We start from the raw sequence: 14,344 nt of genomic DNA, 5'->3' as shown, positions 1-14,344 counted from the left end.
GGACAGTGAGGAGTGGCGTGGCCGTGGTTCATCTCCAGTGTGGTGCCGCCACCGACGTCGGGCGGGTGCGCTCGACCAACGAGGACGCGCACTTCGCGTCGTCACCCGTCTTCGTGGTCGCCGACGGCATGGGCGGCCACCAGGCCGGAGACATCGCCAGCGCGATCGTCGTCGAGGAGTTCGCCCGCCTGGCCCACGACGGCTACGACTCGAGCAAGGCCCCCGAGGTGGTCACCGAGTCCCTGAAGCGTTGCCAGCGCAGCATCCAGCAGTACGGCGAGGAGCACCGCAACGAGGGCGACGGCGACTGGTACGCCGGTACGACGGTCGCCGCTGCCGTGCTCTGCGAGGACGAGGAGGGCGCCAAGTGGCTGCTCACCAACCTCGGTGACTCGCGCATCTACAAGCTGCACAACGGCAGCCTCGACCAGGTCTCGGTCGACCACTCCCTGGTGCAGGAGCTGCTCGACTCCGGCGAGATCAACGCCGAGGAGGCCGCCACCCACCCCGAGCGGCACGTGATCACCCGGGCGCTCGGCGGACCGGTGTTCCGCGACCCCGACTTCTTCGTGCTGCCGCTCTCGTCGGCCGAGCGTCTCGTGCTCTGCTCCGACGGGGTCAGCGGGATGATCACCGACCACGTGATCCACCAGATCGTGTCCACCACCGACGACCCGCGCGACGCGGCCGAGGCACTCGTCTCGGCGGCGGTCGCGGCGGGCGGCGAGGACAACGCGACCGCTGTCGTGGTCGATGTGGTGGGATTGACCGAGAGCGCGACGCCCCACGTGTTGCGCACCGAACCTGTGAGCCTGGAAGAGAAGTTGGGGGCACTCCCATGAACGACGCTCCACAGAACGCCATCCGCAGCTACCGCCCGGGCGGGTGGTACGCCGTCTTCGGCGAGCACGCCTGCGTGCTCCTGCCGGAGAGTGAGAAGCCGCGGGTGGCCGCACTCTGGGAGCTGGTCGACGCCGGAGCCGGCTTCGACGAGTTGCTCGACGCGCTGATCGCGACGGGACTGCGTTCCCTGCCCGGCTTCGTGCTGGTCAGCACTGCCGAGGACCCGACCCGCATCGTCCTGCGTGGCGCCGCCCGCGCCGTGGTGACCCTCGAGAGCGGCGAGGCCGTCGACGTCGACGGTGGCGCCGCCGCCACCTGGGTCGAGCAGGCGCTGTCGGGTGTGGCCTCGCTCCAGCTGGTGCTCGAGGACGCCGAGGAGGCGGTCGACTTCGGCATCCGTGGCGGACTCGTCCGGGTCTCGCGCGTCGACCAGCCGCCGGTCTCTTCAGGCACGGTGGCCCCGGTCGCCGGTGCCGCCGCCGCGTCCGTGCCCACGGCTGCCTCGGGGGAGTCCGAGGTGGCGCCGGCCGACGCCGGCCAGTCGAGCGGTGCCGGTGCGGGTGTCGGTGTCGGTGCACCCGCCACGCCGTACGCCGCCCCGGTGGTGGCGCCCGTGGTCGGGTTCGACCCACTCACCGACGACCTGCCCGAGCACGCCTACGCGCAGGAGCCCGTGGTCGAGGAACCCGCAGCCGACGAGATCGCCGGTGCGCGGTCCGGTGAGACGCCGAGCGTCGAGGCGCCGGCGGTCGAGGAGCCGGTCGTCGACGAGCCCGTCGCCTACGAACCCCCGGCGGCGCCGGTCGAGGACCTGCCGATCGCCGACGAGCCGGTCGTCGACGAGCCCGTCGCCGACGAGGTGCCCGAGGCGGGTGCCGACGCACCGACCGAGGCCCACGCCTTCCCGTTCTTCAACGACCCCGACCCCGAGACCGGCGAGCTGCCGGCCGTGCAGGACGCCGACGCGCCCGCCAAGTCGGCGTGGGGCGACCCGGAGCCGGTGCCCGAGCCGGCGCCCGAGGCGCCCACCAAGTCCGCGTGGGGCGACCCGGAGCCCGTGCCAGAGCCGGTTGCCGAGGAGGCTCCGGTCGAGCAGGCGCCCGAGGCGCCCGCCAAGTCCGCCTGGGGAGACCCCGAGCCGGCCCCGCCCGCCGAACCCGCGTGGGGCCAGCCGGAGCAGCCCGCCGCTGAGACCGGCCAGGCACCTGCCGCAGCCGCACCCCCGTCCGAACCCGCGTGGGGCCAGCCGCAGCCTCCTGCCGACGCGACCCAGCCACCGTCCGCGCCTCCCGCCGAACCGGCCTGGGGCCAGCCGCAGCAGGGCAACGTCTACACGCCGTCCGAGGCGCCCTCGAACCCGTTCGCTCCCGGGGCCGACAACCCCGCCGAGCCGCCGATGTGGGAGCCGCCGGCCTCGGCGTCCGCACCCCAGTGGGGAGCACCGCAGGCGCCCGAGGCCCCGGCCTGGGGCAACCAGGGTGACGTGCAGGACGCCGACCACGACGGCAACACCGCCGCCGGCGGCTACCAGGCCGACCAGTTCGCGCGCCAGCACCCAGGAATCCCCGGCCAGCCGCCGGCGCCCAGCGTGACCGCGCACGCGGTCGCCCGCCTGGTGTTCTCCAGCGGCGAGACCATCGACGTCGACCGTGCCGTCCTGGTCGGGCGCGCCCCCGAGGCGCGCCGGTTCACCTCCACCGACCAGCCGCGCCTGGTCACCGTGCCGAGCCCGAACCAGGAGATCTCCTCGACCCACCTCGAGGTGCGTCCGGGCTCCGGCGTCGACCACGGCAGCGCCATCGTCACCGACATGGGCTCGACCAACGGAACCGTGCTGACCCAGCCCGGGTTCGCCCCCGAGGACCTCCAGCCCGGCATTGCCGTACAGCTGCTGCCCGGCTCGGTGATCGACCTCGGTGACGGAGTCACCATCCAGGTCACCAGCCTCTGAGCCGGCGCCCGCCGCCATGTCCCTGAACCCCGAGAGCGCGCTCGCGGCCGAGCCGGAACGGCGCTTCCAGGCGTTCGTCGTGGACCGGGCGGTGGCGTGGTCGCTGTTCGCGGCCGCGGGTGTGGCGGCGTGGTGGTGGTTCTTCCGCGAGGGCAGTCCGTGGCCCGGCGTCGCGCTCGTCGCCGGCACGGTCCTCGTGGTCAGCGTGGTCTTCGCGGTGCTGCTCGGCACCAGGGGGACCTCGCCCGGCAAGGCCCTGTTCGGACTCCGCGTCGTCTCCCACGAGGGCGGCGGACCGATCGGCGTCGGCAAGGCCCTGCTGCGCACCCTCGTCGTCGGCCTCGGTTCGTTGCCGATGTTCGGGCTCGGGCTGGCCACGCTCGCGTGGACCGCGGTCGAGGACCGCTCCCGCGAACGCCGTGGCTGGCACGACCAGGTGGCCGGATCGGTGGTCGTCGACGTACGCCCGCGGCCGGTGGCCGAGGTGGCCGTCGAGGAACGCCCGCGCCACGTGGTCAACCTGACGGCGATGAAGCTGGTGCCGGTGCGGCACGCCCCGAAGCCCGTCGGGGCGGCCCTCTCGGGTGCGCCCGGCCGCACGTCGGCAGGCCCGGCGACCGGCCCCACCACGGGCCCACCAACCGGCACGCCGACCGGCACACCAACGGGCCGGCCCACCAGCACGCCGACCGCACCGCCCGCGCTCTCCCCGGAGCCACCGGCCCCACCCACCCAGGTGCCTGCGGCCCGACCCGTCCAGGCACCGGAGCCGCAACCGCCGGCACCGCGGCCAGCCGCGCAGCTGCCGCAGGCGCCCACGGCCCCTCGCCAGGCCGGGCGCAACGACGGGCTGTCCGACCGCACGGTGCCCGGCGGCGTCGTCGAGCATCCCGACGCCCCGTCGACCAGCCCCGGTCCGCGGACGCGGGTCACCTGGCGGATCACCTTCGACTCCGGTGAGACGTTCGTGGTGGAAGGTCTCGGCGTCCTCGGACGCCAGCCCGTCGGGCGGCCGGGGGAGCCGGTGCGCCACGTCGTACCCCTGCGTTCGGAGGACATGTCGATCTCCAAGACGCACGCACAGTTTCACCTGGCCTCCGACGGGGCACTGGTGTTCATCGACCGAGGGTCCACCAACGGTTCGCTGCTCGTCCGCAAGGGTGTGTCGCGCGAACTCACGGCGGGTCGCCCTGCCACGCTGGTCGACGGTGACCGCGTGGTCTTCGGCGATCGCCAGATGAAGGTTTCCAGGGAGGACCAATGAACACACACTGCATGCTCGAGGAGATCTGTCGATGGCTGTGATCCAGGCACGGGGGCTCGGCAAGGCCTACAAGGGCAAGACCGCCGTGAACAACCTGTCGTTCGACGTCCGGCCCGGCACGGTGACCGGCTTCCTCGGGCCCAACGGCTCGGGCAAGTCCACCACGATGCGGCTGATGCTCGGCCTCGACAACGGCCACGGCACCTGCACGTTCGACGGCCACCCGTTCGCGTCGTACGACGTCCCGATGCAGCACGTGGGCGCCTTGCTGGAGGCCAAGCCGTTCCACCCGACGCGCACCGCGCGCAACCACCTGCGCATGATCGCCGCGCCGAACTCGATCCCCGACACCCGCGTCGACGAGGTGCTCGGCATGGTCGGGCTCGCCGACGTGGCCAACAAGGAGCCGGGCACGTTCTCCCTCGGCATGGGCCAGCGCCTCGGCCTGGCCGCCGCGCTGCTGGGCAACCCGCACACGTTGATCCTCGACGAGCCGGCCAACGGCCTCGACCCGCAGGGCATCCGCTGGATGCGCGACCTGCTCAAGAGCCTGGCCTCCGAGGGCCGCTCGGTCTTCGTCTCCAGCCACCTGCTCAGCGAGATGGCCCTGATGGCCGACGAGCTCGTGGTCATCGGTCGCGGTCGCATGATCGCCAACGGCCCGGTGGAGGACTTCACCAGGCAGAGCAGTGCCAACCACATCAAGGTGCGCACCCCGCAGGCGCACGACCTGGCCGCGCTGATCGGCCAGAGGCTGGCCGGGCAGGGCTCGGTCAAGGCGGTCACTCCCGGCGAGCTCAGCGTGGTCGGCCTGACCGCCGACGACATCGGCGACATGGCCTTCGACAACCAGATCCGGCTGCACGAGCTGTCCACGATCCAGGCCAGCCTCGAGGACGCGTTCCTCGAGCTGACCGGTGGGTCGGAGGAGTACCAGGCGCAGAACCCGGTGCACCACCGGCCGCAGGGCCCCGCATTCGGTGGCCCGCAGTCCGGCCCACCGCAGGGTTCCTACGGTCAGCCCCCGCAGGGTCAGTACGGCCAGCAGCCGCCGTACGCCGGCCAGCCCGGTCAGCAGCCGCCGTACGCCGGCCAGCAGCAGCAGCCGCCGACCTACGGACAGCCCGGCCAGCAGCCCGGCCAGTGGGCGCAGCCGCCCCAGCAGACCCCACCACCCCAGCAGGCGCCCCGTGACGGCGGCGACGACCAGTCAGGAGACCGGGCATGACCGCCGCGTTGAGGTACGAATGGCGACGGCTGACCACCCTGCACTCCACGTGGTGGATCACCGGTGCCGCGATCGCGGTCAGCGCCGGCTTCACGTTCGTGGTGGCGATGCTGATCCGGCTGAACATCCCCTCTGAGCTGAAGGGGTCGGTCGACAAGGACGACTCGCGGTTCTTCCTCGAGGCCGGGATGACCCAGTTCTCCAACGTCGACCCGGTGTTCTACCTGATCGCCTTCGCCATCGCGATCCTGGGCATCCTGTCGTGGGGCCACGAGTACCGCCACGGCATGATCCGCGCGACCCTGACCGCCGTGCCGAACCGCACCGCGGTGTGGAGCGCCAAGTTCATCACCGTCGGCGCCTGGGTGGCCGCGGCCGTGCTGGTGGCCTGCGTGCTGTCGCTGGCCTGCACGCTGCTGTGGTTCGCCAGCCTCGACTTCGAGTACGACTGGGCCGAGCTCGGGCTCTCCATCCTGCAGCGCATGGTCTACACCGTGCTGCTGACCTGGCTGGTGATGGCGGTGACCGAGCTGATCCGGCACCAGACCTTCGCGTTGGTGCTGCTCTACCTGTGGCCGCTGGGCGTCGAGACCCTGCTGCGGGCGATGCTGCTGATCTTCGGCATCTTCAACCCCGGCATCTCCGACTCCGCACGCTTCCTGCCGTTCAACGCGGGCGGCCGGATCATCCAGGACTTCGGGCTGACCAACGGCTACGAGTCGAACTCCGGACTCTTCAACAATCCGCTGAGCCCGCTGGGCGCGCTGATCATCTTCGGCGGCATGACCGCGGTGCTGATGGCCGGCTCGCTCTACAGCTTCAAGACCCGCGACGCCTGATCGAGCCGTCGTGAGTTTTGATCGAGCCGTCGTGAGTTCGGGTCCTCCGGCAGAACTGGCGACGGGTCGCCCCGAACTGGCGACGGGTCGCCCCGAACTGGCGACGGGTCGCCGAGCACTGGCGACAGGTCAGCGGGTGAGGACGAGGGGGATGCGGACCCGCGTGCCGTTGGCCCCGCGCCAGGTCACCGACCCGCTGTCGGCGGCACCACGCATCGGCGTACGCCGCAGCACGTGCACGTGGAACGAGCGGGTGTCTCCCGGGGCGATCTTGAGGGCGGCCGGCACCACGGTGACGATGTGCGCGTCGAAGCCAGTCGCCTCGGACGAGTAGTACATCGCCTTGGGGCCGACGTTGGTCACCCGGCGAGTGATGATCGTGCCGCGGGCCGGCACCCGGCGCTCGGCCGAGGGCAGGTTCAGCACGGAGGGATCACGACCGGCGTCGAGCGCGCGGCGGTACGCCGAGGGCGGCAGGTCGAAGACCAGGCCGGGCCGCGCGTCGTCGTCCGAGCGGACGATGCCGGCACCCTGACGGAGGGCGCTGGGGCGGTGGTCGGCCTGCCGGCTGGTGGTCATCAGGGCCGAACGCACGCGGTTGGCGCTCCAGTTCGGGTGGGCGGAGCGCAGGCTCGCGGCCAGGCCGCTCACTCGTGCCGTGGCGCCGGACGTGCCGCTGAGCAGCTCCCAGTTGCCGTTGCCGGCCGCCGGGGACGTGGCCGCCAGCAGTCCGAAACCGGGTGCCACGAGGTCGGGCTTGACCACGCCCGCGTCTGCGGAGCCGCGCGCCGACCAGGGGAGTACGGCGGGCGCACCGGCCGCACCACGGGTGTGCACGAGCCGGCCGCGCAGGATTCCGGGAGCGGCGACCGCACGACGCAGCCGGGCGCCTTCGGTGGCGTCGACGTGGAGAGTCGGCACGGAGTGGAAGTCGGCGCTCAGGCTCTCACCGGGTGCGTTGACCAGCACCATGCCGACGCCGTCGGCCAGGCGGACGGCCGCGGACTTGTCGACCCGGGCCACCTGGCCGCGTTCACACAGCACGATGCGGTCGGCGGCACGCGCGGCGTCGAGCGCGCCGGGCAGGCACAGTCGGGCCTCGGCCGGCGTACGACCGGGAGCGGGGACGTCGGCGGCCAGGACCACCGGTGCACGGTCAGGCAGGCTGCGCGCGGTGAGGATGCCGGTGATCGGCGCACCGGAGGGAAGTTCGAGCGCGCCGCTGCGGTCGGGGCCGGAGCTGGCGCCGACCGTGGTCACCCACGGGTGCTGGTAGCCGGCCGAACGGTGGTCGTTGCCGGCGGCGGCGGTCACGAAGATGTCGCGCTCGGCCGCCCCGAGCAAGGCCAGGTCGACGGTGTCGGGGGCACCGGCACCGGGCGAGGCCACGGACACGTTGAGCACGTCGACCCGGTCGTGCACCGCGCGGTCGATGGCGCTGACCACGTCGGCGGTCGAGCAGCCGTCGTCGGCCGGGTCGGGGGCCGACCAGCACGCCTTGTAGACGGCCAGGCGGGCATCGGGGGCGGTGCCGGAGAACGTGCCGAGCCGGCGTCCGGAGGAGATCGCGGTGACCTTCGCGTTGCCGGCGGCGACCGAGGCCACCTTCGTGCCGTGGCCGGAGTCGTCGCGTGGGGACAGCTCGGCGGAGGAGCGCAGGTTGTCGGCGCCGAAGCCGGTCACGAACCAGGTCGCGGAGGCGATCTTGCCGTTGCAGTCGCTGCTCGACCAGGTCGCGGACGCCTCGCAGGTGCCGCGGAAGTCGGTCGGGAGGGCGCCCAGTGACGTGGTGGACACCAGGGCCGGGGTGTCGGGCGAGATGCCGCTGTCGACCACGCCGATCACCGTGCCCCGACCACCCGAACCGCGCGGCACGGGTCCGGCGGACGCCGAGTCGGCGGTCGTCGTACCGGCCAGGGAGCGGATGTCGTTGCGCTCGACCAGCGCGACGCCGGGGAGGCCGCGCGCGAGGCGGGCCTGGTCGGCGGACAGTTCGACGGCGAAGCCGTTGAGCGCGGTGGTCCAGCGGTAGACCGGGTCGTCGGCGTCGAGGAGCTCCAGCGTGTCGTCCTGCTGGGCGAGCATGCTCGTGCGAAGGTTGGCTGCGGACTCAGCACTACGGTCACCGGCCGTGCCGGGACCGTCGAGGGTGATCAGGTAGAGCGAATCGGTGGGTTCGGCGGAGACCGGCACCGGGTTCAGGGCAGCACACAGGCCCACCCCTGCCAGGGCGGCGCCCAGCACCATGCGTCGCATCACAGAACCCACAAGTCGCAGCAGTTACCGAAACCCCCATGGTGGCAGCGTCGGGGGGCGGTTTCAATTCCGTCCCCACAAGGCGCTGGGCACCTGCACCTAGGCTGTCACACATGACGGGCCCTGTGGTCGGTTTCGACCTCGACATGACGCTGATCGACACCGTTCCGGGATTCGCGGCCACCCTGACGGCGCTCGGCGACGAGCTCGGCGTCGACTTCCCGGTCGAGGAGATGACCCGCCGGCTCGGCCCGCCGCTGGAGATGATGCTGCGCGACCACCTCCCGGAGGAGCAGGTCAACCCGGCCGGCGACCGCTTCCGGGCGCTCTACCCGGACCTGGCCATTGCCTCGGTGTCGGTGTTCCCGGGCGCGCACGAGTCCCTGGCCGCCGTACGCCGACTGGGCGGTCGCAACATCCTGGTCACCGGCAAGGTGGCCACCAACGCGCAACGCCACGTCGACCACCTCGGTCTCGACATCGACCACCTCGAAGGGTGGGTGTGGGGTGTCGGGAAGGCCGACGTGCTCCGCAAGGAGGGCGCGACGATCTACGTGGGCGACCACGTGCATGACGTCGAGGGCGCGCTGGCGGCGGGCATCCTCAGCGTCTCCGTGCTCACCGGCGGCTGCACCCGCGAGGAGCTCGAGGCGGCCGGGACCCACGTCGTGCTCGACGACCTCACCGCTTTTCCGGCCTGGCTCGACGACCACCTCGGAATCGCATTGGCCTCCGGGTGACGTCGCACCATAGGCTCCGCATGCAGGACTGCGTCGTACGACCGGGCGCAGCACGATCAGGCAGCGCGCACGCAGGTAGCGCACATCAGAGAGGGGCACTCCAGTGCCTACTGGCAAGGTGAAGTGGTACGACGCCGAGAAGGGTTTCGGCTTCCTGTCCCAGACGGACGGCCCCGACGTCTACGTGCGCGCCGAGGCCCTTCCTGAGGGAACCACCGTGCTCAAGGCCGGCACCAAGGTCGAGTTCGGCATCGCCCAGGGCCGCAAGGGCGACCAGGCCCTCCAGGTGAAGCTGGTCGACGCCCCGGTGTCCGTGGCGCGCAACAAGTCCAAGGCGCAGCGCAAGACCCCCGAAGAGATGTCCACCATCGTCGAGGACCTCATCCGCCTGCTCGACGACGTGGGCGAGGGCTACCGTCGCGGCCGGCACCCCGAGGCGAAGACCGCCCGACCGACCGCGAAGCTGCTCCGCGCGCTGGCCGACGAGCTCGAGCTCTAGGCCGTATCTCTCACACGGCCCAGGCCCCAGCGGTCAGTAGCTCTCGCCGGGCACCGTCTGCGGCTCGTGCGGGGGCTGGTGCGGGTACGGCGGCCGCGGCCGCCGCGCCGGTCCACCGCGTACGACGAGCACGAACACGGCCCACGCGGCGAGCACGGCGAACCCGACCCCGAGGCCCAGGCGGGGGATCAGCGGCATCGCGATGCCCACGAACCCACCGACCACCCAGGCCAGCTGCAACATGGTGTCGGAGCGGGCGAACGCGCTGGTCTGCACGCGCTCGTGCACGTGCGTCTGGATCGTCGAGTCGAGCGAGAGCTTGGCCAGCGACTGTGAGAGTCCTGCCGTGAGACCCAGGGCGACCAGTGGTATCAGCCCGTAGAACAGGGCAGCCACCAGCGCCATCGCCGCGTCGGCGAGCAGTGCGACCACCACCGTGACCGACGGGTTCACCTTCTTCAGGATCGAGCCGAGGAAGATGCCGAGGGTGTTGCCCAGCCCCGCGGCCCCGATCACGAGGCCGAGGAGCATCGCCTGTCTGTCCTCCCAGCCTTCGATGGGGTTCTCGCGAAGCAGGAACGCCATGAACATCGTGAGGAAGCCGGAGAGGAACCGTGGCCCGCAGTTGGCCCGCAGCGCGAACGCCACGGGTGCGGGGATGCGCATGCTCTGGCGCTGCGGGTTGGCCCGCGCGGACGGCCCGGGCATCAGCTCGAGGTGCGCCTCGCCGGCCGAGGAGTCGACCTTGCGGGGCAGCAGGATGGCCAGGATGGTGGCACCGATGAAGACCACGAAGCCGTAGCGCAACGACCACTCGGGACCGAAGGTGGCGGCGAGACCAGCCAACGGGGCCGAGACACCGGCGCCGACCACACCGGCCAGACCGATGCGTGCGTTGGCCTTCACCAGCGTGACGCCCTCGGGCACCAGGCGTGGCGCGGCCGCGGCCTTGGTGATGCCGTAGGCCTTCGACGAGACCAACACGCCCAGGGCGGCAGGGAACAACCACGTCGACTCGGTGACCACCGCCGCGGCGAGGACCCAGCACAGGAAGGCGCGGATCGCCATCGTGCTGCCGATGGCCCAGCGTCGGCCGTGGCTGAACCGGTCGAGGAACGGGCCGATCAGCGGCGCGACGATTGCGAACGGCAGCATCGTCATCGCCAGGAACAGGGCCACCTGGCCGCGCGCCTCACCGGTCGGCACCTGGAAGAACAGCGTGCCGGCCAACGAGATCGCCACCGCCGTGTCTCCGGCGGCGTTGAAGGCGTGCAGCTCGATCAGGCGGAACAGGCCCGAGTCTCCGGCTCCTTCGGCGTGGGAGGCGCGGCGCGCCACCCGGAAGGTCGCCTTGCTCGCCTTGGCGGTGCCACGGGCCACCGCCCGGGCACCGACACCGGTGGCCTTGGCGAAGCGGATCGCGTTCTCACCCTTGGTGTGGGTGGGCCCGTAGGGGTCGTACCCATGGCCGTCGGTGGCGTCACCGGGGCCCTGGTGGGGATCGCGGGACGGGTCCTGGTGGGGATCGTCGGGCGGCCGTGTGGTCATGCCGTCATCCTGCCCGGTGCCCCCGACATCATGCGAGCCGAACCCTCCCCGTCTGGTGAATCGCCTGCCGAACCCCTACCCGGCAAGACAATACGTGCTCGCATGGGACACAATCACGCACGTGACCGTGACAACCCGAACCAAGTCCGACAGCGCCCTTGTCGCTGCCGTCGACGCGGCCCGCGCTGCCCTGGCCGCCGACGTGCCCGTTTCCGACATCGGTGAGCACCTCGGTCACCAGGAGGAGGGCGACCGGGTCCTGAGCCACTACTTCGACTGCACCCGTCCGGGCTACACGGGCTGGCGCTGGTCGGTGACGATCACCCGGGCCTCCCGCCAGAAGGCGGCCACGGTCGACGAGATCGTGCTGATTCCCGGCCCCGAGTCGATCACCGCCCCGGCCTGGGTGCCCTACAAGGAGCGCATCCAGCCCGGCGACATGTCGCCCGGCGACCTGCTGCCCGTCGAGGACGACGACGCCCGCCTGGTCCCGACGTACCTCGTCGGAGACAGCGCCGTCGACCCGCTCGACCAGCAGGACGACGCACAGCTGCGCCAGGTGGCCGACGACCTCGGCCTCGGCCGGGTGCGCACGCTCTCGCTCGAGGGCCGCGACCTGGCTGCCGAGCGGTGGTACGACGGCGAGGCAGGCCCGCTGGCACCCATCGCGCAGCAGGCCCCGGCCAACTGCTGGTCGTGCGGGTTCCTCGTGCGCCTGGCCGGTCCGCTGTCGGTGACCTTCGGCGTCTGCGCCAACGGCAACGCCAACGACGACGGACGCGTGGTCGCACTGGGCCACGGCTGCGGTGCGCACTCCGAGGCCCAGCTGACCAAGAAGCAGCAGCCGCTCCCGATGCCCGACCACGTCTTCGACACCCTCACCATCGACGAGGTCGACGCGTTCTGACCCGTCACACGACGGCCGCCTGACCGCCGTACGACGGCCGGCGCGTCACGTGCTGCGCAGCACCACCAGTCGCTCGGTGGCGCGGGTCATCGCGACGTAGCGGTCGACGGCGCCCTCGATCCCCGAGCCGAAGGTGTCCGGGTCGATCAGCACCACGAGGTCGAACTCGAGCCCCTTGGACAGCTCCGGGGTGAGGGCCCGGACCCGCGGGTCGTCGGGGATCGCCCAGTTCTCCGGGGAGGTCGCGATGACGCAGGCGACGCCTTCCTCGTGCCCGGCCAGCCACTCGTCGAGCGTCGCGGCCAGCTCCGCCGTACGCCCGTGCACCACGGGCAGGCCGCTGCTGCGGACGGAGGTCGGCACGTTGGCGTCGGGCAGCGCGGCCCGGATCACCGGCTCGGCCTCGACCATGACCTCCTCGGGCGTGCGGTAGTTGATGCCGAGGGTGGCGATCTCGACCCGGTCGAGGCCGGCGCGCTCGAGCCGCTCCTGCCACGACTCGGTGAAGCCGTGCCGGGCCTGGGCGCGGTCGCCGACGATGGTGAAGCTGCGTGAGGGGCAGCGCAGCAGGAGCATCTGCCACTCCGCGTCGGTCAGCTCCTGCGCCTCGTCGACGACGACGTGCGCGAACGGCCCGGCCAGCAGGTCCGGCTCCACGCCGGGCTGGGCCGACTCGTCGACGATGATGCTCTGGGCGTCCGAGACCTTCAGCATCGACATCAGCTTCATCTCCGAGTCGTCGTCCTCGATCAGGTGGTCGACGACCGCCGCGATCTCCTCGCGTTCGGCGGCGACGGAGGCCTCGTGCCGACGCCGGCGACGGGACGCCTCCGGGTCGCCGAGGCGCTGCCGGGCTGCGTCGAGCAGCGGGAGGTCCGAGACGGTCCACGCCGACGGGTCGTCGCGTTGCAGGGCGCGAACCTCCTCGGGCGTCAGCCACGGGGCGCACATGCGCAGGTAGGCCGGCACCTCCCAGAGGTCGCCGACGAGGTCGGTGGGCTCGATCAACGGCCAGGCCTTGCCGAACTCGGCGCGCAGGTCGGCGTTCTGCGCCAGCGACGAGCGCACCATCTCGGGAGTGACCTCGTCGTCCGTCTCGTGCTTGTCGACCAGGATGGTGAGCAGCTCCTCCCAGACCTGGTCGCGGGCCTCGTTGTGCGGCGTGCCGGGCTCGCGCGACTCGAAGGCCTCCACCCAGTCGGCGGTGCTCAGCCACAGGTCCGCCCAGTGGGTATCGACCTCCATGCCCTCCTTCGGCGGCTCCTCGTAGAGGCGGACCGCCGGCTCGATGGCCCGCACCATGTCGGCGGTGGCCTTGAGGCGGGCCACCTCGGGGTCGGCCTCGTCCGGTGCGGTGGCGCCCTCGGGGACCAGGTGCCTGAGCGTGCAGGTCTGCACCCCTTCCTCGCCGAGGCTGGGGAGCACGTCGGACACGTAGGCCAGGTAGGGCTGGTGCGGACCGACGAACAGCACGCCGCCACGCCGGTGACCCAGCCGAGGGTCGGAGTAGAGGAGGTACGCCGTGCGGTGCAGGGCCACCACGGTCTTGCCAGTGCCGGGCCCGCCGTCGACCACGAGGGTGCCACGGGACCCGGCCCGGATGATCGCGTCCTGGTCGGCCTGGATCGTGCCGAGCACGTCGCGCATCCGGGCCGACCTGTTGCTGCCCAGACTGGCGATGAACGCGGACTGGTCGTCGAGTGCGGCCCGCGCCTCGATGCCGTCCGGGGTGAACACCTCGTCCCAGTAGTCCGTGACCTGGCCGCTGGTCCAGCGGTACCTGCGTCGGCTGGCCAGCCCCATCGGGTTGCCGTGGGTGGCTCCGAAGAACGCCTCGGCGGCGGGGGAGCGCCAGTCGACCAGCAGGCGCCGCCCGTCGGGGGCGGTGAGGCCGAGGCGCCCGACGTACACCGGTTCCTGGTCGTCGACGGCGACCATGTGGCCCAGGCACAGGTCGAGCCCGAAGCGGCGCATGGTGCGCAGCCGGTTGGTCAGCCGGTGCACCTCGAGGTCGCGGTCCATCGCCGCCTGGCCGGTGCCCCCGGGGGCCTTGCGCGTCTCGTCGAGGCGCTGCTCCAGGTCGGCGATGGCCTGCTCGAGGCTCTCCGCGATGACCGCGAAGTGTTTCTCGTCGCCGGCGACGAGGGCCGGGTCGTCCTTGTGGGTGAGGTGGTCGGGAAGGTGGAACGCACTGGTGGGCAAGGGGTTCACGGCATCAGTTCCGATCGCTGCAGGAGGCCATGGCCCGGAGATTCTGCGGCATGAACGG

11 protein-coding genes are annotated in these 14,344 nt (G+C 72.0%); 8 read left to right on the top strand and 3 right to left on the bottom strand.

Features of this window, described 5'->3' with window-relative positions:
- Positions 1 to 23: 23 nt before the first annotated feature.
- Genes ASD66_RS03395 through ASD66_RS03375 form a run of 5 tightly spaced genes read left to right on the top strand, consistent with a single transcriptional unit; the run spans position 24 to position 6,125 of the window.
- Positions 24 to 842: a PP2C family protein-serine/threonine phosphatase gene (locus ASD66_RS03395; RefSeq protein ID WP_235529949.1), complete on the top strand. Its 819-nt coding sequence runs from the start codon at positions 24 to 26 to the stop codon at positions 840 to 842.
- Complete coding sequence (locus ASD66_RS03390) at positions 839 to 2,794, top strand: FHA domain-containing protein (RefSeq protein ID WP_056890028.1); 1,956 nt, start codon at positions 839 to 841, stop codon at positions 2,792 to 2,794. Before ASD66_RS03395 ends, ASD66_RS03390 begins: the two co-directional genes overlap by 4 nt.
- 16 nt (positions 2,795 to 2,810) lie before the next feature.
- Positions 2,811 to 4,058, top strand: a complete 1,248-nt coding sequence (locus ASD66_RS03385) for an RDD family protein (RefSeq protein ID WP_056890027.1) — start codon at positions 2,811 to 2,813, stop codon at positions 4,056 to 4,058.
- A 31-nt stretch (positions 4,059 to 4,089) separates the two neighbouring features.
- Entirely contained in the window at positions 4,090 to 5,286 is a 1,197-nt protein-coding gene (locus ASD66_RS03380) for an ABC transporter ATP-binding protein (RefSeq protein ID WP_082599304.1), read from the top strand.
- Positions 5,283 to 6,125: an ABC transporter permease gene (locus ASD66_RS03375; protein WP_056890026.1), complete on the top strand. Its 843-nt coding sequence runs from the start codon at positions 5,283 to 5,285 to the stop codon at positions 6,123 to 6,125. The genes ASD66_RS03380 and ASD66_RS03375 overlap by 4 nt, the downstream gene beginning before the upstream one ends.
- Before the next feature lie 129 nt (positions 6,126 to 6,254).
- On the opposite strand, the gene ASD66_RS03370 is transcribed toward ASD66_RS03375, so the two are convergent.
- Positions 6,255 to 8,381 (bottom strand): S8 family serine peptidase, encoded by a 2,127-nt coding sequence (locus ASD66_RS03370; RefSeq protein WP_056890025.1) that lies wholly within the window; start codon positions 8,379 to 8,381, stop codon positions 6,255 to 6,257.
- A 113-nt stretch (positions 8,382 to 8,494) separates the two neighbouring features.
- Between ASD66_RS03370 and ASD66_RS03365 the strand changes: the two genes are divergently transcribed.
- Both ASD66_RS03365 and ASD66_RS03360 read left to right on the top strand, forming a co-directional pair.
- Positions 8,495 to 9,121, top strand: a complete 627-nt coding sequence (locus ASD66_RS03365; RefSeq protein WP_056890024.1) for an HAD family hydrolase — start codon at positions 8,495 to 8,497, stop codon at positions 9,119 to 9,121.
- A gap of 103 nt (positions 9,122 to 9,224) precedes the next feature.
- The gene (locus tag ASD66_RS03360) at positions 9,225 to 9,620 is read left to right on the top strand and encodes a cold-shock protein (protein WP_056681834.1); all 396 of its coding nucleotides are present in this window, start codon (positions 9,225 to 9,227) and stop codon (positions 9,618 to 9,620) included.
- 33 nt (positions 9,621 to 9,653) lie between these two features.
- Here the strand turns inward: ASD66_RS03360 and ASD66_RS03355 are convergent, their stop codons facing one another.
- On the bottom strand, positions 9,654 to 11,168 hold the full coding sequence (locus ASD66_RS03355; protein ID WP_082599303.1) for an MFS transporter: 1,515 nt from the start codon (positions 11,166 to 11,168) through the stop codon (positions 9,654 to 9,656).
- A 121-nt stretch (positions 11,169 to 11,289) separates the two neighbouring features.
- On the opposite strand from ASD66_RS03355, the gene ASD66_RS03350 reads away from it, so the two are divergent.
- The gene (locus ASD66_RS03350) at positions 11,290 to 12,075 is read left to right on the top strand and encodes a DUF3027 domain-containing protein (protein WP_235529948.1); all 786 of its coding nucleotides are present in this window, start codon (positions 11,290 to 11,292) and stop codon (positions 12,073 to 12,075) included.
- A 45-nt stretch (positions 12,076 to 12,120) separates the two neighbouring features.
- Here ASD66_RS03350 and helR read toward each other — a convergent pair whose 3' ends face one another.
- Positions 12,121 to 14,286, bottom strand: coding sequence for an RNA polymerase recycling motor ATPase HelR (helR, locus tag ASD66_RS03345; RefSeq protein ID WP_056890023.1), 2,166 nt, complete (start codon positions 14,284 to 14,286; stop codon positions 12,121 to 12,123).
- Between the last annotated feature and the right edge of the window lie 58 nt (positions 14,287 to 14,344).

This window comes from Nocardioides sp. Root151 (assembly GCF_001427925.1).
Lineage (GTDB): Bacteria > Actinomycetota > Actinomycetes > Propionibacteriales > Nocardioidaceae > Nocardioides.
The sequence above is the reverse complement of the archived record's forward strand: the minus strand, read 5'-3'. Positions and strand labels throughout refer to the sequence as shown.